This is a genomic window from Kordia sp. (genome assembly GCF_965224175.1).
Taxonomy (GTDB): Bacteria; Bacteroidota; Bacteroidia; order Flavobacteriales; family Flavobacteriaceae; genus Kordia.
In genome coordinates this window covers 2,634,050-2,653,742 of the sequence record NZ_OZ245041.1, presented here as the reverse complement: position 1 = coordinate 2,653,742, position 19,693 = coordinate 2,634,050, and the positions used below count along the sequence as shown (strand labels likewise).

The following is a 19,693-nucleotide window of genomic DNA, read 5'->3' as shown; positions in this document are numbered from 1 at the left end:
CCTTCATTTTACCAATCTTCTACAGCGTAGTTTTTTAATAACTTACCAGTAAAGATAGTATTGTTTTTTTCATTTTCATAGATAGGATGTACGATTCTAGACGCTCCATCTACGGGATCGAGTGGCGGAATGTATCCTTTTTCAAATTGTTGTTTACGCAAGGTTTCACGAGCTCCTGTAGAAACCCAACCCACATCAACTGCATTCATATAAATATGATCTTTTTCATATGTCATGGCAGCTGTGCGTGTCATCATGTTCAACGCAGCCTTAGTCATATTGGTATGCGGATGAAACATGGTTTTGTTGTTGTAGCTGAATTGTCCTTCTGAAGAAGTCACATTAATAATATGCTTTTTAGGGAAAGACGAATTTCTCAATAAAGGCAAGAATTCTTTAATTAAAAAATATGGAGAAATTTGATTGATTAAATTTACTTCAATTAATTCCTGCATTGTAATTTCTTCCAAAGTAGCATTCCAACTATTTTTAGCACGAAGATCAACAGGTTGTCCAAATCGATTGAGTTCTAAGAAATTCTTTTCAACATGATTATTCAATAGTTTTACATTCGCAACAGGCGTTTCATTTGCAATTAAAGTTTGAACATTAGAAAAACCAATGGCTAATTTTTCTTCTTCCGCTATTAAAGGTGTATAATATTGATCTGTATATTTTATGGTTTGCGCTGCATTATTGATTAAAATGTCCAACGATTCATGTTTGCTTTTGTAATAAGTGATGAAGTTTTCTACTGATTTTAGATTTCGTAAATCTAATCCATAAACGACAAGATTATTTTTCCAAGATTCATAATCTTTTTCTTGACGAAATTGTTCTAAAGCTATTGCTGGAAAACGTGTTGTTACCGTTACGTGTGCTTTAGAACGTAGCATTTTTAGTGCAGTTGCGTAGCCAATTTTTACACGTCCGCCTGTTAGAATTACGTTACGACCTGATAAATCAAGATTTTTGAAACGATTTTCATAGTTGAGTTCAGCGCATTTTGGACACAATCTATTGTAGAATGAATGTGCTAACGAAAAGGAAGTATTGCAGCAATAGCAATTTTTTGGAACATTTAGTTTTGTAAATGATTGCTGCGTTTTTTCATTTTCATTATAAATAGTGGTATTTCCGATCGCATTTTTAGAAATTTCACTGTTTAGAATTGTTTGTAAGTCTTCTTGTTTTTTATAGGAATAGCTTTGCTTTCGATTTATTTTCTTGGCTTTGGTATGAATCTTTGTGATGAGTGTTCCAAATTGTTGATTATCTGGATTTTTCAACGGATTCTTTTTGAGCGCATGCAATACCTTTAGGCATGTTTCCCATTCCTGCTGCGAAAAATTATATGTCGGTTCATTATTTTCCATAATCGTAATCTTCAAAAGGTTCTAAAAATCCAATGAGTTCTAAGCTTGATTTTTTCCAACGAATTCCATGTCCGCTTGGAATACGTACTTCATATACAATATCATGTTTGTAATGCGTGAATACATTCCACCAGGTTTTATGTTTTAGCATGTGTTTTATGAGTTTTTGGACGTTTTGTTCTTTTTCTTCTGAGCTTCCTTTTACCGTTCCCCAGAAACTTTCCGTAGAACGTTGTGCATGTTTTTCCCAAGCGCGAACTGCTTTGGAAATTTGATCGTTGTGCGGTTCAAAACTATGTTTCAGTAATTCTTCCTGCAAAGGAGGAATTCCATGTTCATCTTGTATACTAGCAGAAGTCAATCGTTGTCCAGAAAGTATCAAAATGTGTTCAAATCGAGTTCTTTCTACAGCAGTGGCAAAAGCTTTTCGCGTCAATTTATTGTCTTCAAAATTATACTTTTTTAAGATTTTAAATTGTTCCTTAAAGATCACAAAAGCTTCTTTGATATTTGGAATGATTTCTTCTTCAAAATTTGGTTTTCCATGAAACTTCTCAACATCATTTTCATACAAAGCATATACATTGCGCGTCAATACAGATAAGTGTTCGTTCTGTAAAAACGCGTTGTATGTTGCTTTCCATTCATCAGAAAGGAAACTTTTACAGGAATATGCAATGTCTAGTAAAGCGTTCATGATTTTTGATGATAAAACTCAGTTCTAATGTTAATGAGTAATTCGTTAATTACTTTTATGTTTGGACGTTCTGGTAACGTTGAGTTTGCATACAAAGTCTCCAAATCTGTTTTTAATTCGGTTGCCCAAATGACTAATTCTTCATATTCAAATTTTCCATGTTTCACGTCTAATAAAAACTCACGGTCTGGACGTTTTACATGAATGGTGTTTTCGATTGCAATTTCTTTCGCCATACGTAACAATCGAAAGGTATGCATCATATTTTTAGAATCGTAATTTTTTCCATGCGAAACGGTTGTTTTGTAACGTTCATCATTTCGTTTTTCAACCCAATTCCAGTATTCTTTGTATTTTTTGCAATAGCTTGAATAATTATCTTTATTGTAAAATAACAATCCAACTGAAGGTTCTCCTTTTGGAATAGAACTTAATGCCAATTCATTGGCGAGGTCACTTTTTATAATTCCTTTGTAAGGAATGTTTTCGTTGTGATATAAATTGTAACAATCTTTTAAGTGTGGAATGTTGGTAATGCCACAATTTTCTTGCTTGATGTTTTTATCAGCTAAAAATGTATGCAACGGAATTGAAGTTCCATTGTCATAGATGTAGACAAAATCTAACACAGATTTGCGCTCTTTTTCCATCGGATTAACTATTTTTTTCTTTAATCCACGTGCTTTTTTGATTTGTGTAAACGCATAGTTCGCAAACGATTTTTCACATTGTTTGGATAGAAAAGTTTCAAGCTTAATCATATCAAACAACGGATTTTTTTGTAGAATACAATCTTCTGAAACATTTAGTAATTCTAAGATATTCGGATTGTTTTTAGCGCAGAGTTCTATGAATTTTTTTAATTCATAATACACCGTATCATTTGTTTCATCATTGATTTGATCGATATAATCAAGCGAATAATACTTGTTTTTTGGCAATACAAAAACACCACGAATGTCTGTGTCGGAAGTTGGTGTGTCTAATCCGTACGCACGACTTCCACTGATACATTCGAAAATGATATTTCCCGATTTTTTGAGTTCCTCAAGTGTCATTTTAATTGTTTTTATAGTTGCTGTAAAATGCTTTTAGTTGTTGTATGATTTGTTCCGCGGAAGCGTTATATAAATACTGTTCATACTGATCAAATTGTGACTGAAATAGCGTCATAAATTTCCCCAGGTTCTTTCCTTGAATTTCAGGAAATAATTTCATGATGATTCTTCCGTTGTACTTTTGTTTGATGGTATTTATATATTTTTCACGTTCTTTTTCTGTCTGAATGTGTTCAAAAAGATTTGCTTCAGGAAAATAATCGGCAATCATCTCTACATAGTCATCTTTTTCTAAAAATTCAGGTTCACGGACAATTTCATGTGTTTTCAGATAGTGAATAAAAGCTTCAATAGTTGGTCTTTTCTTTCTTTTATTGATGGCTTTGTTTTCTTCTAAATATTGTTTCGTTGAAAAGTATTTGCTTGCAATTACCCAATCAAATAAGTCTTTTTTTGAAGCAAAACCTTGTTCCCAAATAGTGAAATTTAATCCTAAGAACGCAAATATTTTTTTGAAATCGGCTGTAATTAAAATGTCTTTTGAATAGCTTTCTTGGCTTGTTCTTCGGAATACGAAATACAGTCCTTTTTCTCCATATTTTAGATTGAATCGACGAAAGATTCTGCCAATAATATTTCCAACATCATTAAAACTTAAAAAGTTATACGTAGCTAAGAAATGTGCTTCTTGTTTTGTAAAATAGTCTACTTGCAAGTTTTTGTAAACAGTACTGAATACGTTGCCAACCGACTTGTGTTGCTGAATGTTTAAATCGGATATAATCTGAGTTTTTACTTGTTCCCAATCCGCCACAGCGGAAATATTTACCAATACATCCAAATCACCAAAATCGGCTTTATCGTCATAATACCTTGGAATTAGAAAATTGTCAGCGCCTATTTTTTTAGAAAGATAAGCACTGATTTCTTTTTCGATTTTTCGATATTTTACTTTAGGCATGCGCCCTAATTTGAATAAATTTCCACCCATTTTATATATTTTTAGCCTTCGTCACCAAGCCAGATAACACCTATTTGTGTTCTTGAAACTACAAATAAACCATAATCATCCCAATAATTCCAGCTAATATTGTTACAAGCTGTAAGTTCTAATTCCTTTGGATGTACACTTTCCCTGAGTGAAACTTTTTCCCATATTGAATTGCAATATATAGTTTCAATATCTTTAAAATTATTTAAGAATACATCTGCGAGTTGTTCAGCTTCATGCCATTTCATGTAGTGTTCTCCGTATTTGCATTCTTTGATGATGGAAGAAATTAAAATGTTTCTTGCCTTTTCATAACTAATCGTTTCAAATGTTTCTTTATCTATTTTTTGATTGTCGATTAATTCGTTTTTGTAAAGTTTTTGAATGATGGTTTTAAAGTCATCTTGCGTATGATTTCTATCAAAAATACCACAATATACTTCACCTAGTTGAGCTCCATAACTCGTTACAGATTTAGATTCAATGAGTAATGAAAGATTTTCAATTTTTACTTCCAAATCTAACACACCAAATTGTTTTCGAAATAATTTATTGAAGTCTTCTGGATTTGACTTTGTGTTTTTTAGCTGATTTTTTGCTTTATTATTTTCAGCAATGATTCTTTTTGCTAAAGCGAGCAAACGTAGATCAATTGATTCATTGCTTTTTTCAATATGTTTACTTTTTAGCAGTATTAATTCATCTAAAAGAGTAGCAGATTCTGAATCTATAAGTGAATATAGTTTGCGAAAATCTACTGGTGGAATGGTTCCTTTTTTGTAAATCCAATGGGCACATAATGCTGTTCGAATCGCATAGAAATAACTTTTTAGGGTCATTTGATTTGAACCTAAACTTTCTTCAAAGTTTTTATTCATACTATGATAGTGAAAGAAACCAGCAACAGGATTAAAATTCTTTTGAGCAACCATTTTGATTTCATCCAAAAACGTTCCTGATTTTTTATACACAATAGGAGAGTAGATCCAATCGAGCAATGCAGGATTTGATTTTGAAAGCAGTTTTAATGCTTTTCGAATGTCCCAACCAGAACCGTCTAACTCATCTTCTGTCATGAATTCAATTGTATCTTTTTGTTCCCAAAGATTCAAATACCAATCGGCTTTGTGTTTGTATACAAAACGAATGTCATAGTCGGAATTGGGAGAAGCAAAGCCCCAAGCTCTGCTTCCTGATTCGACAGCGAATAAGATTTCGATATTTTTATCGCGCTCTATTTCGTTGAGTTTTTCTAGTATTCTAGTTTCCATTTTGAATATTTTTTAATCACAATACCAGAAAAGTGTATTTTTTGGTAGTGGAAATTCTGCTTTTTGTCCTGCTAATTTTTTTCTGAGAATGACTTTACATCTTGTACGGTATTCTCTATTTAAACTTCTACGGCACCCACTTGAACCACTTTTCCAATATATTCTGGCAGCTCTTGTTCTTTTTTTACGCTTTTGCGCTACTTTAAAGTTGTAAATTTTCTTGTTTTTGTACGTTTTCATTGAGTACTGTTTTATTGTTAATCAATAAAACAGCGCACCTTTTTTTATTTGCATGATTTTATATGTTTTGTTGTTTTGTATTTCTGAGTTCAAAGATGAATTGTAATTACGCAACATTTTTGCGTAGTTAGAACTTGAATCTCTATTGTTTTGTTTGAGATGCTGAATCAAGTTCAGCATGACGTACGTTGCTTTCCACCATATTTTTTGCGGAATATGTTCATCTACAATATGACGAACCATATTGCACCAAGCTTTTGAATTGTCTAAAATCCAAACGACAGAACTGATAGCGATTTTTCCACTTTCTGGAATTAGTTTATCAGGATTGTTGTCTAGAATGATTTCCCAATTGTACTTGTTATGTAGTCCAGGTGGGATTCGAACCCACGACCTCCCGATTAACAGTCGAATAGAGGAACTTTTTTCTGCCATATAGCGAAAAGTAATGGCGCTCTGTCCGCTGAGCTACTGGACTATTATTTTGATAATCTTTAATTATAGAGCAAACTTCTTATGTTGTTACGCAATATTTTTGCGTAGTAAGTGTTTTGTTAGTTTTTTTGAGATGCTGAATCAAGTTCAGCATGACATACGTTGCTTTCCACCATATTTTTTTGCGGAATATGTTCATCTACAATATGACGAACCATATTACACCAAGCTTTTGAATTGTCTAAAACCCAAGCATCAGAACTGATGGCAATTTGGTTACTTTCTGCAATCATTTTATCAGGATTGTTGTCTAGAATGATCTCCCAATTGTACTTGTGTTGAGTTGCGAATTCACTTAAGATTGTTTTTAAACGACCACTATTGGAAACGGGTTTGTCAAAAATCCAGGTTGCTTTTTTTACATTGTTTTCTTGTAGAAAATTAGCAATGAGTTGAATAGCTTCAGGCGTTTGTTTTACTTTTTTGTATGTTCCGTGTACGCTTGATAAATCACGATAGCAACCATCTAATCCTTTAAAAAGATAGGCGCCAGATAAAGCACTTTCTAGCATGATTAAGACATTAAAACCATCAATTATGACTTCTTTTTCAGTTAATTGAGTTGGAAGTAAGCAACTTTTTGCACGTTTTTCTAGTTTATGAGTTGCTTCACTCATTCCTTGTACGGCGCGTTGTTGTCTGTTATTGAGCTTGTAACGATTTCCTACTAATGGGACAGATGATTTTTCAGAGAATCCTCTACTCAATAAATACGATATGTCTTTGATTGCTTCTCGCATTTTTGATTGCATTTTTGGATCGCCAAATAAACGATCGTCGCTTCCTTCTTTTCCTCTGCTTCGTATTGCCATGAGATTAGTTTATTTTAATAGAACAATTGAATATTCTTTTGTCTTTAGTAGTTTAAAATTATTTAATGTTAGTTTGATATAAAAAAATTAATTTATACATATTACATGTCTCGAAATGTTTTTAGTTTTTTATTTTCGTTTTCTTTGCTTACCCAAAGAAAAGAAACAAAAGAAAGGGAACTTTTCCAGAGGTATTTTTAGTTTTTCTTTTAGGGAAAAACTAAAACCGCATGAATTTTTCTAAATTTTTTCCAAGGCTTCAAAAATTTTTAACGAAAAATCCCTACTATACTGCGGAAAAGCAGAGTATCAAACTAAATTTTTTACATTAAACTCACGTTATTTATTAAAATAGTACGCTTATAAATTTTTATTTTTGACAACTTTTCACAATTGTTAATTTCTATGCTACTTTTTTTAGAAATACTTTTTCTTCTAAATATGTATTGAATAGTTTATGATATGCCTTTTTGTTGAATTCAAATTTTAGATTAGAAACGTACTTGTTTTTATCCATAATTTCTTTTCTGTAATTGTGAAATTCGTGTGAATGTTTGTCAAACTCCCAAATAATGGTTTTTTCTGTTTCGCGAATCGTTATAAAATAACCACCGCAATATTCTTCCATACAATGACAACGATATAGTAAAATTCTAGGTTCTGATTGTATTTCATGTAAATATTGATCTAAAAATTCAGTGTCATATTCAAAATATTTCATCAATTCGTTTTTGCAAATGGTAGCATTTAATAATTGTTTAATGAAAATGAATTGATATTGTTTTGCCATTAAACCTAGCGCAGAAACCCAATTAAAAGTTACTGGAGTTTTGTTTTTAAAGTGACGATCTAATAGTATAGATAACGGCTTTCCATCAATTATAAACTCATAGAACGTTTTTTCGTTTCTTTTTAGATATTGACTGTCCGCTGCTTGTTGAATATTAGGACCATGACGAAATGTAGTATGATTTTTCCATAAATCACCTGCATTTGTTAGTAAGCCATATCGACTGTGATAATATTCTAGATTAATAGTATTCATTGCTTTTAAAGAGCTATTTCTTTTACCATATCTACACGTTCATTATTACATGAAAGTATATTTTCTGATGAAGTAAATTCTCCAAAGTTTTTAATGGTTTCCAACCAATTGTTTTTGAGTTTTGTTAATGTGTTTTTGGCTTCTTGTGTGATTTCTTTCCTGAGAATAAAATCAGCAATAGCTGGAACATGTTTTAGTATTTCTTCTTTTGAATATACTTCTATATTTTGAGTGATGAGTAATTCATTTTGCATCATATAAAATGCAATTATTTTCCAAGCATCAGCATCTGGTGTATTTTTTTGATGGAAGGTTTCAATTTCTGAAAAATCAATGGTTTGTAATATATCTAGCTTTAATTGAAACGGATGAATTCCTCTAATAATTGGTCTGACTTTTGGTCGTAAATGCGTTCGTGTTAGCATTGTTAAAATAGTACGAACTGCTTTGTAAATTGCCAAAGTTTTGTTTCGTTTGATCGTTCTTGTTACTGGAATTTCAAACAATTGCTCATGATATTTGTGTGTATGATAAAAAGCATTGTTTAACGAATCTACCCAAGATTTTGTGTAAATGGTATCGACTAAAATTCCATCTTCAATTACTACAAAAATTGCATTCCAATTTAGTTGAAAATCAGTTTTGAGTTGTTTCAATTTTCGTTTGCGTTCTTCTTGTGTTGCGGGCATTGCTGCTTTTGGCAATACAATGATAACATCAACATCCGTGGAACTTTTAGAACCATACTGAAAATACCGATATGGAAAATTGTCAATTTTTGTTAGACTTGGTTTCATGATTAGGAATCTTATTTCTTGATTTTGTTGGTTCTTCTATAATTTTCAATTTTTTCTATGAATGCATTTAGTTTTATATTGAATTTTCCTCTAGACATGTATAAAGAAGCTATTTCAGATTCATAATCATCTAAAGTCAATCTGGCTTCAATATGATTCATCATTTTATCACACATTGGATCTATAAAAAATTGAATAAACAGTATCATCCCATTGGTGTGTTTCCATTGTATTTTCCAATGTTCTTCTTCCCACCAAACACTTCGATTATCTATTAATATGATTTCCCAATGCTTTTTGTATAGTTCATTTTTAATGATGTCTTTGTATGTCATTTTTCACCATCGTTATGAATAATTTTAAATGCTTTTGCAATACTTCCGAATTTTGTTCTTTTCGCAATATGTAGTGCTCCAATTCTGGAAATGTTGCTATGATTTCTTCTTTTGTATATAATTCGATATCATTCATTAAAGCAATTGTCATTCCTAATTGAAACGCCATCGATTTATAAATTTCTATGACTGAACCATGTTTGCCAAAATCAGTATAGTTTTTGAGTTCAATCGTGTCTAAAAAATCAATTTGTGTAGCAACATCTGCACGCAATGCTACTTTTGATGCTACACGGAGATCTGTTCTTGTGAAACTAGCAACTAACGAACGCGCACAGCGTACAATTCGAGATGTTACATCTCTAGCAACCAATTGTTGTATATGGTTTTTATATACTTGATCGTGTAAATTGTACGTTGTGAATAATGCGTTGTTGAGTTCGTCAGCGCTGCCTTTAAAATTCTCTATGATAATACCATTTTTTAGAATTGCTAAGTTTCCATTGATAGGTTTTGAAGTGTTGAATTTAACTTGTTGCGTATACATTTTTACAACTTCATGATTTCCTCTGATTCCATCTAAACTATCAACAAAAAAGCAAACGTCTACGTCTTGCGAACTCTTTGAACCAAATATTTGATATGTAGGCAACATGCTGTTTGTGTTAAAAGTTTCCGTAAAATACCTGTAAACAAGGAAGTTGTAATTTTTGTCTCCATAAATCGACTACTTGGTTTCTGTCATCTAGTACAAATTCTATGTAATAATTGTTTTCAATGTTTTCTGTAAATAATTCTTCTTTGATGATGGAATCTTTTCGGTTGTCTTTTGCTTTTCGCATCCACAATGCATCATATTCAACTTCAAATTTTTCAAGCCAACGTTCTGTTTCTGGTTGATATTGACCACTTCTACCTGAAAGCAACAAGATTTTGAAACCTAGATTTTTATAGTTTCTCACCAAATTCATGATAGGAATGTTCGGTAAATCTTGCTCACATTTGTTGCCTTCAAACGGACTTCTGTTATTGATTAATGATAACGTTCCGTCCAAATCACAAATGATTGCTTTTGGTAGTGAAGCATCTTGTTCTCTAATTTCATTTTTCAACCTTTTTTCTCCATGTAATTTTTTGTGCATTTTTAGAATGACTTCTCTTCCTACAGGATTTTCACGTTTTGCATCTCGTAAGATGGCTTCATCGACATCAATTTCCATAATTTTTTCTTCTACTTTTACTTGATGTCCTGTTTCTTCTCGGTATTCTTTGGCAATTTGTTGAATGCGTTCTAAGTTAGAAGGATCTAGGTTTGTATCATCGACAATGACATGTTTTCCATGGATTAGTGCTTCTTTAATCAGGAAATCGCGTGTTCTTTTGATAAATTTTTCGTTTCCTTTGGAGAAATGTCCGTTATCTAACATAGCACGCAAGCTATCGCGATTGATACGTTTGTACATTCCTGGACTATCAGCAATGAGTTTTTTAGCGTATGTTGATTTTCCTGATGCAGGAATTCCTTTGAGTATGATTATTTTTTTCATAATATTTTTTCTTTAAATAATAAAAATAGAAACGTTTTTTAGCTTCTCATGAGCTAGGCTCGGTATCTACGATAATGCTCGAAGTGACAATAATTATTATCATCAAAACTTCTTTTTTACAGTTCAATTAAACTCATTTGAAAATGCTTTTTCGAAAGCTGGACGAATGTATTTCCAAATAATTTGATCGTACTTTTTTTTGTTTTTCATCGCAAATAATATCGCTGGATATTGACAGGTTTTAAAGTATGTAGCCGTTTCACTATCTGTGCTCATTTCTTTATATTCTGCTTTCGCGATGTTTTCAATTTTGCTAAAATCAGCATACAAATCTGCTTCTACTTTCCGTACCCAATTGTAAAATTCGTCAGGTACATTTTCAATCCATTGCGCTAAAGTTCCTTCTGTTTTTAAGGTTTCCCAAATGGTTAATGATGAAACTTGCGTTACAATTTTATGCAATTCAATATAATCTTCAAACTTAATTTTTACACGGAAACCATTTTCATATTGAATCACAAAACCTTCTTGATTTTTCCAGTTTAGGTTTTTTAATTCTTGTAATGAAGTAAAATCATAACGTGTTGGAAGAGGAAAACCAAGGTCTTGCAATGTTTCATTCTTTCCGCTTTTCGTATCTATAATTGCGAGTAAGACTAATTTTTCTTCTGAACCGTAATCTACAATAATTCTATTTTCTGGATAAATAATTTCAAATACATAGGTTTTGCTTCGGTCTAATTTGTCAAAAGTATTTGTGTATTTTGAATGTAATATTTCAGTTGCTTTTACAGCTTGTTTGCTTGTGAATGAACCTCTGGTTGCAATGTATGGTGTGTTTTCTAACCAATATAAAATTCCTAAAGAACCATCCATTTTTTCAAAAACCTGAAATGGAATGTTTGGTAATTTGTCATATCCGATTTCTTCAATGTTGAAAAATTTCTGAATTGGAGACGCTACAATATTGTAGTTTTCGTCCAAAATTAATCCTCTGCATTGTAACGTTTCTTTGGTCCAGTATTGCGCATATTGTGCAGACTGTGTATAGTTATATATCCAAAGATTTGCTGTTGGATGTTTACAGTTATGAATGTAACCATCAGTCATCGCTTGCTTTAATTTTTCGATATGTACTACACTTGTTTTCATTTTTGCTTTTTAATTATAGTACAAATTTGAAACTTTACTACGCAATATTTATGCGCAGTTAAAATGAAAGTTATATTTAACTAATTCATATGGCTGGTTTGCTCATTGGAGATTTTATAAAGTGTTGTGAATGTGTAGTTTTGGTTAAAATTAGAAATTATGAAAACTTCCACTTTTATTTTTTTAGGAATGATTGTTATGTGCAGTGTCATTGCACAAGAAGCAGTTACTACAAATGATACATTGGAACGCATTGAAAATTTTACACAAACATTTAATGCTTCTGATTCTAGCAAACCCTTGGTGAATTTTGATGATTATAAAAATTTGGTACATAAAGTAGAGAAACATCGAGAAGCACGTATGGTAGATTTGGAAACATTTGTAAAGATGAGTGAAGCTGAAGATGTTATGATTTTAGATGCTAGAGCCGAAGATTTGTATGAAAGAAGTCATATAAAAGGCGCAGTTAATTTACCTTTTACCAAGTTTACACAACAAAATTTAATGCGCGTAATTCCAAATCCAGAAACTAAAATCTTGATTTATTGTAATAATAATATTCAAAACGATCCGATTCATTTTGCTTCAAAGATAAGAATCCCAAAAAACAATCAGCCGTTAATGTTGGCACTGAATATACCAACGTATATTAACTTGTATGGTTATGGCTATAAAAATGTATATGAATTGAATGACGTAACTGATGTGTTGAAGTCAGGAATGGATACTTCGTATATTCAGTTTGAAGGAACTAGTATCCCTAAGAAATAGTCTTTGCTCGATAATCGAGATTTATATATTTTGCGGCTTACCTTGTTATGTTACATGAGTTCCTTTTATATATCTCGTGATTTGCTTTAAGGTAGTTGATTTTGCGTAAGCGGTTGAGTGGTTTGTTTGAGCTCTTTTTAAAAGCGAGTAACGAAGACGCGACCACAATAACACACTGAGTGGAATCGAAGTGTGCTTTTGTGGTTACGCTCAAATTATTTAAAAGGTTTTAAGAAACTATCTTTTTCTAGGTTTTCCAGAGAAAAATCAAAGTTTGCTTGTTCCTTTTCTGTCACAATTTCTGCACCCAAAATTTGTACGATTTTGTTGAACGACAATGGTTTATTCCATTGTTGGTATAAGGCTTTTGTTGCCAAGTTTGAGATTTCTGAATTACCAGAAACACGTGCATTACCAGCACCAAAGTTTAGCAATACAAAGCATTGCTTATCTTTTTTTGGAATCATCATACCTAAAATAGTTTGCCATTGTACCGATGTACATTTTATTTCAGCAAATAAATTGTTTGGGTTCATCATGTAATCATAATTGATAGAATCACCTTTACCAATAATGATTTTGTATTCGCAAGTAGCGCTACCTGAGTATACATTATTATTAATCAATGTTGGCATATTTAAACCTTTGTTAGCGTACAAGTATTCTGCTGCACCATTTGGCGCAGATGTAATATCACCTGAGTACATTAGGTTACCATTTTGCTGGTTGTAAGTTGCGTTCCAACCAATTTTACCACCAATATTTAAACCAGATACATCTAGATCTCTTGCACCCCAATCATTCTTCCAGTAAATACCAACAGCCATTTTTTTACCGTAAAAACGTGTGCCTGTTGGAATGTTACCAACATACACTTTTTCAGAAGTTGGTAATGCATATTTTATATCTTCTGGTAGAAATATTTTTTGACCAGATAGATTAAAACGCGTCTTTAGGTATTCCAAAATCATCGTGTAGTTGTATGCACTTGCCGCAGTAACTGGATTCGATTTTACCCACGATTTACCATTACGAATTCTATATGCAAACGTATTTTGACCATTCATACGACTGTAACACGCTGATAGTGATTTGAATAAAGCAAAAGGTGTTGCATTGTCTAACCAATGTGTGTCATTTGTCGTTAAATAAATGTTTGTCACATTGTTTAATGGATTTGAAACCATTGGTTTGTGATGCTTTTTTGAAAGCTTACTAATCTTATTGATTGTTTTTGGAGCTTTTCCTTTATAAGCTAAAAACAACGGCTTGAAACGGTTGAAAATTTCAGCCAACTTCTCTAAACCAAATTTGTTGAATGCCTGTGTTGGATTGTACGAGCTGTTTTTAATCAATTCGATCAATTCATCATTTTTAATTAGCAAAGTAGTATCTGTACTTCTGTAAATGATATATCTGAAAAATTCTACTGCATTTTCAGGATAGATATCATAATACTCTGCTAATTTTACGATAGCTTCTTTGTTTTTGATGTTTTCTTTACCTGTAAATGTGTATTGTAATTCATCTGCTAAGATGGAGATAAGATCATCAATAGTATCTGAAGTCAATGCAATACCAGATTGTAACAACGACAAGCATTTTTCTTGCATTTCAGCAATGGTATATGCTTTAATAACTTTATATGATAGTTTCACATCTGGAAGGTTTAACACTTCCGCAGGAATATAAATTTCAGCTTGGAAATTACTACCATATGTAGAAATATAATGCTTGATTTGTTCGATTAATAGTTTACTACGAGAACTATTTTTAATCGTACTCCACGATTTATGAAATGTTTTATTTAAATCATTACCATTTAACTTTTCTTGTTTGTAAAATTGAATGATTTTTTTCTTTGCCCAAACGGCTTTTTCTTCAATAATGTAACCTTCATCCGTAATGAATGGTTTGTTGTATATGGTTTCACCAAAAATACTTGAAGTTTTTTCTTTCGCTATTACAGCGTTAAATAGTTTTAATGTTTTCATCTGTTCGTTTTTTAATTATTTCTATCAGATGCGATTCGTCAATAACCAACTCATTTCATTGAAATATAGTTTTGACTCATTTCATTTTAAAAAATAATAAGTGAGGTGTATGCTTTCTTTGAATGAATGTGTATAGGAACACCTTTTACCTATTTTAAAAAGACGGAGAGTATTTTCGAACCATGAACTCTTTCGAGCATCGGAATCGAACCGATAGTATAGGAACTCTTTGTGTCTCTTTTAAAGAACTAACGGAAAGTATCTTTTAAGGATAGTAATAGGAACTTTCTGTGTCAGTTTTGTTTTTATATTGTTTCAATATGTTACTTTAGATCGTATGTCGTATGTGTTTTATTACTAACGACAGTACAAATGTTTTTTAGAACTACGCAATTATTTTGCGTAGTTAAATTATTTTATTTTTTTAGACTTAAAATGAGTGTAAGTGTCTTTTTTTTAGTTGTTTATAAATAAAAAAAAGACAACGGAATTTGTTGTCAAATGTTTGATTATATAAGTAATGTAATTTTGTTTAGTGAAGAATGTCTATGACATTGGTAATATCTCTATTACTTTTCCATATACATTTTTTGTCCATCCGTTAATTCTTCCATGATTGTTTCCAATCAACAATCCGCGTCTTTCATTTTTTCCTTTCACTAAATGTGTAAATACATTTCCGCGAACTTTACAAAAGACAATATCACCAACTTCACAATCTTCCCAAGAAATAGGTTGCAACTTTACAGGTTGCTTTGATTTTAAAAGTGGTAACATAGAATTACCAGGTTCTTTTGAAATGATGGTTTCTCCATCGAGTAGTTTTTGAATTTTCCAATTCATAATATTAGTTTTTAAAAAAAGTTATATGTGCCATTATTGTCACACATATCTTTTTACAAACCAGTTTCAAAAGTATTTCAATGAACTTTGGTAAAAGAAGTGAAGAACTGCGCAATCTTTTTACGTAGTATTCAATTTAGAGCAAAAAAAATTAGCCAATTGGCTAATCAAAAAAATATATCTTACTGATTATTTAAACACCAATGTAAGATTTTTGCGGTGTTGTTAGCATCATCAACGCCTCGGTGATGTCTTCCTTCTAAAGGAATTCGGAGTTGTTTTAATGCACGTGCCATTCCAATAGCTCGTCGCATTCCGTTGCAACGTCTAAACTCTTCTTTGACATTTATGTGCTGATCTCCAAAAGGAAAATCGACATGTTTTTTTCTGCATTCTTCCATGACTTTGTTACGGTCATAAGCGCCATAACTTGCCCAAGTGTATGCAGACGAATCGTACTCGTCAAAAAGTATATCAATCGCATCTTCAAATGAAACGCCGTCTTGCGCTACCATTTCGGGTGTAATTGATGTGAGTTCTGTGCAAAATCGACTGATTTCGGAATGTTCTGGAATTACTAGAATTCCTTGTTGATTGGAAATTTCCCCAGAAGGAACATCCAATTCGCAAATACCAATTTCGATAATCTCACTGTGATTCCGTTGATATTCGCCATCTTTTTTCCAGCAAGTAGCTTCTAAATCTACCACTAGGATTTTGTTTGTTGTTTTCATCTTTTAAATGATTTTAATGATAATTTAATTCATCTCACAGAAAGTGAGATCTTAAGTTTACTGTTGACAGATGAAAGCCGACGCACAATATGTATGTAAAGAACTTGTGCAAAGAATGTTATTTATGTACGCAATCTTTTTACGCACTTCATAAATTTTTTCTATTTTCACAGCAAATAAAAAAAGCACATGGCAATTAATAAGAATGCACTTATTCGCTATAAAACGATTGATAAATGCTTGCAAAACAAATATCGTCAATGGACATTAAATGATTTGATTGAAGCATGTTCAGATACATTACATGAATATGAAGGACGTGAAATTAATGTAAGTCGTAGAACGGTTCAATTGGATATTCAAATGATGCGAAGTGATAAATTAGGGTATAATGCACCTATTGTTGTATACGATCGTAAGTTTTACAAATACGAAGATGAAGATTATTCAATTACAGATATTCCGCTCACCGAAAATGATATGAATGTGCTTTCGGAAACCGTAGAAATGTTGAAACAATTCAAAGATTTCTCGTTATTTTCAGAATTAGGCGGCATCATACAACGTTTGGAGGATAAAGTGTATACAGAAAAAACACATCAAGCTTCCATTATTCATTTAGACAAAAATGAAAACTTAAAAGGTTTGCAACATTTAGATTTATTGTATCAAGCTATTTTAAAGAAAATCGTACTGCGCTTAACTTACAGATCGTTTAAAGCACGTCAAGCTTCCGAAGTTATTTTTCACCCGTTTATCTTGAAAGAATACAACAATCGCTGGTTTTTAGTTGGTGTTGCAGGAAGTAAACCACAGATTATAACATTTGCTTTAGATAGAATTCTCAATGTAGATTATGATTTGGATATTCCGTATAGAAATGAAAACTTTAATGGTGACGAGTATTATAAAAATACAATTGGAGTTACGGTATTGGCTGAAAAACACATTCAGGAAATCATTCTGAAAATAGAAAAAGACAATGCACCGTATGTGATTACGAAACCTTTTCACAATACACAGGAAATCATAGGTGCGCATGAAGATGGAAGCATTACCATTAAATTGAACGTTCATATCAATTACGAATTGGAACGTATGATTCTTGGTTTTGGAGAATCTATTGAAGTTTTAGAACCCAAGGTGTTACGTAAACGTATTCGAAAGAAGTTAACTGCAGCGGCAAGTAAGTATGCGGATTAATTTTATCTTAGCGCCGATTTTTTTAGAGAATAATATTAAGCACATTTCCGAATGAAATTAAGATACATTTTTGCCCTTTTTTTACTGAATTTATATATGATGCATTCTCAATCAGCTGCCATTACTATTGATGGTGTTTTTGATGATTGGAATTCAGGATTAGCGACTTATACTGATACAAGTGAAAGTATTAATGGAGTTGATTTATTAGAACTTCAAGTCACAAACGATGATGAATTTCTGTTCATTAAAATTAAAGCCAATCAAGAGTTTGATTTAACGGATGATACCATCATGCAAGAATTAGGACTTTTTATTGATACAGATAATGATACAAATACTGGATTTGATATTCAACAAGGATATGGTTCTGAGTTAGGACTATTATTCTCACGATTGTACGCACATTATAACGTAACACCATATTCACAAGTAAGTTTTTCAGACTTAAAACTCAGAGTAGCACCAACCGTAACTTCAGATGAATTTGAAATAGCGATTGGTCGTCATGTACTTCCTGATGGTGTGAATCCTTTGTTTCCATCATCAACCATTAAAATATTAATCAAGAATGATGACAATTTTGATAAACTTCCTAATGTAGGCAATGTATTTAGCTATACTTTTGATGAAACACCTGTGCCAGCTTATGTGCCAATAGATATCAATAAAGGTACAGCAGAACATATTAGAATTGTCGCTTATAATACGTTATTGGATGGTTTGCTAGATGCGAATCGTTTGGATGATTTTGAACGAATTATAAAATCGTTACAGCCAGATATTGTAGGTTTTATTGAAAGTGCAGGAACTTCTGAAACTTATGTAAAAGGATTGTTTGATACTTGGTTACCTTTGGGAACAGTTGATGGCTGGTATGTAAAAAAACATGGAGGAGAAGTGACGGTTTCTCGTTGGGAAATTACACAACAATGGGATCATTTAACACGTCAATTTCCTGTCTTAATTAATCTTCCAGACACTATATATCATACAGATTTGCTATTTACCAATGCACATTTAAGTTGTTGTGGAGCTGATACATCTCGACAAGATCAAGTAGATCAATATGCAGCTTTTATTTTGGATGCTAAAACTCCCGGAGGATTGGTAACACTTCCAGAAAATACACCTTTTGTATATGGAGGCGATTTAAATTTAGTAGGATTTGCACAACAACTAGAAACCTTAAAAACAGGAGATATTCAAGATACTGCAACGTATGGACCAGGCGGATTTTTAGATTGGGATAATACGGAAGTAAAAGAAGAAAATTGTTTACAAGCTGATGTACGTATGAATTATACTTGGCGTTCAGATTCGCAAGCATTTCCTCCAGGAAAATTAGACTTTATATTGTTTTCAGACTTTACGCTTAAAGCAGAAAAATCATTCGTATTACAAACAGAATTGATGTCTGCAGCCCGATTAACATCATATAATTTGCAACAATCAGACACAGGAACTGCTTCCGATCATTTTCCAGTTGTCACAGATTTTTCAATTAAAACCGCTACTGTTTCGCCAATAGTATATTTACAAGGTGCAGCAATCAATCCGTACATAGGTGAAGAACAATTAATGCGAGACGACTTACGCCGTAATAACTTATTGCCAACAACATCTCCTTATGCAGATGCTTTAACCTGCGAAGCTGCTGTTTTTAATGCAAATATTGGTGCTGAAAACAATGATATTGTAGATTGGTTGTATGTAGAATTACGAGATGCTTCCGATAATACTTTGGTCAAATACGGACGCTCTGCATTATTGCAACGTGACGGAGATATTGTTGATATTGATGGGATTTCTACAACGCTAAAATTAAACGTGCCGCCAGCTAGTTATTATGTGGCTGTTCGTCATAGAAATCATTTGGGAGTTATGACAATAGGTGAAGTTGACTTATCAAGTAGTGTAGTTTCTATCGATTTTTCGCTCGATTCAAACTTTATAAGTTATGGGAATAATCCGCAAACGACTTCTGGAATTCCTTCTGGAAGACATGCAATGTGGGCAGGAAATGTAAATGATGATAGCATTATTCAATATTCTGGAACCAATCCAGATGCACCAACAATTTTAAGTACTGTATTGAATGATGTAGGTAACTTTTTAAACTTTCCAACTTATACAATTTCTAGTTATCACAAAAACGATGTCAACATGGATGGAAACATCCAGTATACAGGAACGATTCCTGATACACCTTTTATTTTACAAAATGTATTGGCACATCCGGGCAATTTTCTGAATTTTAGCACATATCAAATTCAGGAGCAATTACCTGAGCATGAATAATAATTTTAAAAATTTGTAGTAATCATTA

The 19,693-nt window shown here is 32.2% G+C and carries 20 protein-coding genes and 1 tRNA gene; 3 read left to right on the top strand and 18 right to left on the bottom strand.

The window, feature by feature from the left end; genetic code table 11:
• Nucleotides 1–8: 8 nt before the first annotated feature.
• From ACOQOS_RS11320 to ACOQOS_RS11250, 15 genes are all read right to left on the bottom strand, one after another.
• Nucleotides 9–1,376 (bottom strand): SDR family NAD(P)-dependent oxidoreductase, encoded by a 1,368-nt coding sequence (locus ACOQOS_RS11320; RefSeq protein WP_420575077.1) that lies wholly within the window; start codon nucleotides 1,374–1,376, stop codon nucleotides 9–11.
• Complete coding sequence (locus tag ACOQOS_RS11315; protein ID WP_420575076.1) at nucleotides 1,366–2,073, bottom strand: hypothetical protein; 708 nt, start codon at nucleotides 2,071–2,073, stop codon at nucleotides 1,366–1,368. Before ACOQOS_RS11315 ends, ACOQOS_RS11320 begins: the two co-directional genes overlap by 11 nt.
• Nucleotides 2,070–3,131, bottom strand: a complete 1,062-nt coding sequence (locus ACOQOS_RS11310) for a DNA polymerase beta superfamily protein (protein ID WP_420575075.1) — start codon at nucleotides 3,129–3,131, stop codon at nucleotides 2,070–2,072. The genes ACOQOS_RS11315 and ACOQOS_RS11310 overlap by 4 nt, the downstream gene beginning before the upstream one ends.
• A 1-nt stretch (nucleotide 3,132) precedes the next feature.
• Nucleotides 3,133–4,122, bottom strand: a complete 990-nt coding sequence (locus ACOQOS_RS11305) for a hypothetical protein (protein WP_420575074.1) — start codon at nucleotides 4,120–4,122, stop codon at nucleotides 3,133–3,135.
• Between the two features lie 11 nt (nucleotides 4,123–4,133).
• Nucleotides 4,134–5,393 carry a DNA polymerase beta superfamily protein gene (locus ACOQOS_RS11300; protein WP_420575073.1) on the bottom strand — a complete coding sequence of 420 codons (1,260 nt, stop codon included), beginning with the start codon at nucleotides 5,391–5,393 and terminating at the stop codon, nucleotides 4,134–4,136.
• 12 nt (nucleotides 5,394–5,405) lie between these two features.
• Nucleotides 5,406–5,633: a hypothetical protein gene (locus ACOQOS_RS11295; protein ID WP_420575072.1), complete on the bottom strand. Its 228-nt coding sequence runs from the start codon at nucleotides 5,631–5,633 to the stop codon at nucleotides 5,406–5,408.
• Nucleotides 5,634–5,654: 21 nt separating this feature from the next.
• Complete coding sequence (locus ACOQOS_RS11290) at nucleotides 5,655–5,876, bottom strand: hypothetical protein (RefSeq protein ID WP_420575071.1); 222 nt, start codon at nucleotides 5,874–5,876, stop codon at nucleotides 5,655–5,657.
• 123 nt (nucleotides 5,877–5,999) lie between these two features.
• Nucleotides 6,000–6,111: transfer RNA gene (locus ACOQOS_RS11285), tRNA-Asn, on the bottom strand.
• A 76-nt stretch (nucleotides 6,112–6,187) separates the two neighbouring features.
• Nucleotides 6,188–6,940, bottom strand: a complete 753-nt coding sequence (locus tag ACOQOS_RS11280) for a DUF434 domain-containing protein (RefSeq protein WP_420575070.1) — start codon at nucleotides 6,938–6,940, stop codon at nucleotides 6,188–6,190.
• Between the two features lie 403 nt (nucleotides 6,941–7,343).
• Entirely contained in the window at nucleotides 7,344–7,985 is a 642-nt protein-coding gene (locus tag ACOQOS_RS11275) for a hypothetical protein (protein WP_420575069.1), read from the bottom strand.
• 5 nt (nucleotides 7,986–7,990) lie between these two features.
• Entirely contained in the window at nucleotides 7,991–8,782 is a 792-nt protein-coding gene (locus ACOQOS_RS11270; RefSeq protein WP_420575068.1) for a hypothetical protein, read from the bottom strand.
• A gap of 11 nt (nucleotides 8,783–8,793) precedes the next feature.
• Nucleotides 8,794–9,117 (bottom strand): hypothetical protein, encoded by a 324-nt coding sequence (locus tag ACOQOS_RS11265; RefSeq protein WP_420575067.1) that lies wholly within the window; start codon nucleotides 9,115–9,117, stop codon nucleotides 8,794–8,796.
• Nucleotides 9,095–9,772: a hypothetical protein gene (locus ACOQOS_RS11260; protein ID WP_420575066.1), complete on the bottom strand. Its 678-nt coding sequence runs from the start codon at nucleotides 9,770–9,772 to the stop codon at nucleotides 9,095–9,097. The genes ACOQOS_RS11265 and ACOQOS_RS11260 overlap by 23 nt, the downstream gene beginning before the upstream one ends.
• 10 nt (nucleotides 9,773–9,782) lie before the next feature.
• Entirely contained in the window at nucleotides 9,783–10,664 is an 882-nt protein-coding gene (locus ACOQOS_RS11255; RefSeq protein ID WP_420575065.1) for an AAA family ATPase, read from the bottom strand.
• A gap of 123 nt (nucleotides 10,665–10,787) precedes the next feature.
• A complete protein-coding gene (locus tag ACOQOS_RS11250; protein WP_420575064.1) occupies nucleotides 10,788–11,816 on the bottom strand; it encodes a T4 RnlA family RNA ligase in 1,029 nt (342 codons plus the stop codon).
• Between the two features lie 159 nt (nucleotides 11,817–11,975).
• Here ACOQOS_RS11250 and ACOQOS_RS11245 point away from each other — a divergent pair, with 159 nt between their 5' ends.
• Nucleotides 11,976–12,590 (top strand): rhodanese-like domain-containing protein, encoded by a 615-nt coding sequence (locus tag ACOQOS_RS11245; RefSeq protein WP_420575063.1) that lies wholly within the window; start codon nucleotides 11,976–11,978, stop codon nucleotides 12,588–12,590.
• 215 nt (nucleotides 12,591–12,805) lie between these two features.
• On the opposite strand, the gene ACOQOS_RS11240 is transcribed toward ACOQOS_RS11245, so the two are convergent.
• The 3 genes from ACOQOS_RS11240 to ACOQOS_RS11230 form a co-directional block, all read right to left on the bottom strand.
• Nucleotides 12,806–14,584 carry a hypothetical protein gene (locus ACOQOS_RS11240; protein ID WP_420575062.1) on the bottom strand — a complete coding sequence of 593 codons (1,779 nt, stop codon included), beginning with the start codon at nucleotides 14,582–14,584 and terminating at the stop codon, nucleotides 12,806–12,808.
• A 546-nt stretch (nucleotides 14,585–15,130) separates the two neighbouring features.
• On the bottom strand, nucleotides 15,131–15,427 hold the full coding sequence (locus ACOQOS_RS11235; protein WP_046756516.1) for a hypothetical protein: 297 nt from the start codon (nucleotides 15,425–15,427) through the stop codon (nucleotides 15,131–15,133).
• Between the two features lie 182 nt (nucleotides 15,428–15,609).
• Nucleotides 15,610–16,161 (bottom strand): exonuclease domain-containing protein, encoded by a 552-nt coding sequence (locus ACOQOS_RS11230; RefSeq protein WP_420575061.1) that lies wholly within the window; start codon nucleotides 16,159–16,161, stop codon nucleotides 15,610–15,612.
• Nucleotides 16,162–16,350: 189 nt separating this feature from the next.
• Here ACOQOS_RS11230 and ACOQOS_RS11225 point away from each other — a divergent pair, with 189 nt between their 5' ends.
• Together ACOQOS_RS11225 and ACOQOS_RS11220 are read left to right on the top strand one after the other, a co-directional pair.
• Nucleotides 16,351–17,364 carry a helix-turn-helix transcriptional regulator gene (locus ACOQOS_RS11225; protein ID WP_420575060.1) on the top strand — a complete coding sequence of 338 codons (1,014 nt, stop codon included), beginning with the start codon at nucleotides 16,351–16,353 and terminating at the stop codon, nucleotides 17,362–17,364.
• A 96-nt stretch (nucleotides 17,365–17,460) separates the two neighbouring features.
• Nucleotides 17,461–19,665 carry an endonuclease/exonuclease/phosphatase family protein gene (locus tag ACOQOS_RS11220; protein ID WP_420575059.1) on the top strand — a complete coding sequence of 735 codons (2,205 nt, stop codon included), beginning with the start codon at nucleotides 17,461–17,463 and terminating at the stop codon, nucleotides 19,663–19,665.
• Nucleotides 19,666–19,693: the final 28 nt, after the last annotated feature.

Bases quoted from the DNA above. Each gene is read 5' to 3' on its own strand.
- ACOQOS_RS11230 (WP_420575061.1), bottom strand. From the start codon at position 16,161: ATGAAAACAACAAACAAAATCCTAGTGGTAGATTTAGAAGCTACTTGC.
- ACOQOS_RS11260 (WP_420575066.1), bottom strand. From the start codon at position 9,772: ATGTTGCCTACATATCAAATATTTGGTTCAAAGAGTTCGCAAGACGTA.
- ACOQOS_RS11280 (WP_420575070.1), bottom strand. From the start codon at position 6,940: ATGGCAATACGAAGCAGAGGAAAAGAAGGAAGCGACGATCGTTTATTT.
- ACOQOS_RS11305 (WP_420575074.1), bottom strand. From the start codon at position 4,122: ATGGGTGGAAATTTATTCAAATTAGGGCGCATGCCTAAAGTAAAATAT.
- ACOQOS_RS11235 (WP_046756516.1), bottom strand. From the start codon at position 15,427: ATGAATTGGAAAATTCAAAAACTACTCGATGGAGAAACCATCATTTCA.
- ACOQOS_RS11240 (WP_420575062.1), bottom strand. From the start codon at position 14,584: ATGAAAACATTAAAACTATTTAACGCTGTAATAGCGAAAGAAAAAACT.
- ACOQOS_RS11250 (WP_420575064.1), bottom strand. From the start codon at position 11,816: ATGAAAACAAGTGTAGTACATATCGAAAAATTAAAGCAAGCGATGACT.
- ACOQOS_RS11245 (WP_420575063.1), top strand. From the start codon at position 11,976: ATGAAAACTTCCACTTTTATTTTTTTAGGAATGATTGTTATGTGCAGT.
- ACOQOS_RS11290 (WP_420575071.1), bottom strand. From the start codon at position 5,876: ATGGTTCGTCATATTGTAGATGAACATATTCCGCAAAAAATATGGTGG.
- ACOQOS_RS11225 (WP_420575060.1), top strand. From the start codon at position 16,351: ATGGCAATTAATAAGAATGCACTTATTCGCTATAAAACGATTGATAAA.
- ACOQOS_RS11315 (WP_420575076.1), bottom strand. From the start codon at position 2,073: ATGAACGCTTTACTAGACATTGCATATTCCTGTAAAAGTTTCCTTTCT.
- ACOQOS_RS11275 (WP_420575069.1), bottom strand. From the start codon at position 7,985: ATGAATACTATTAATCTAGAATATTATCACAGTCGATATGGCTTACTA.
- ACOQOS_RS11270 (WP_420575068.1), bottom strand. From the start codon at position 8,782: ATGAAACCAAGTCTAACAAAAATTGACAATTTTCCATATCGGTATTTT.
- ACOQOS_RS11295 (WP_420575072.1), bottom strand. From the start codon at position 5,633: ATGAAAACGTACAAAAACAAGAAAATTTACAACTTTAAAGTAGCGCAA.
- ACOQOS_RS11255 (WP_420575065.1), bottom strand. From the start codon at position 10,664: ATGAAAAAAATAATCATACTCAAAGGAATTCCTGCATCAGGAAAATCA.
- ACOQOS_RS11320 (WP_420575077.1), bottom strand. From the start codon at position 1,376: ATGGAAAATAATGAACCGACATATAATTTTTCGCAGCAGGAATGGGAA.
- ACOQOS_RS11265 (WP_420575067.1), bottom strand. From the start codon at position 9,117: ATGACATACAAAGACATCATTAAAAATGAACTATACAAAAAGCATTGG.
- ACOQOS_RS11220 (WP_420575059.1), top strand. From the start codon at position 17,461: ATGATGCATTCTCAATCAGCTGCCATTACTATTGATGGTGTTTTTGAT.
- ACOQOS_RS11310 (WP_420575075.1), bottom strand. From the start codon at position 3,131: ATGACACTTGAGGAACTCAAAAAATCGGGAAATATCATTTTCGAATGT.
- ACOQOS_RS11300 (WP_420575073.1), bottom strand. From the start codon at position 5,393: ATGGAAACTAGAATACTAGAAAAACTCAACGAAATAGAGCGCGATAAA.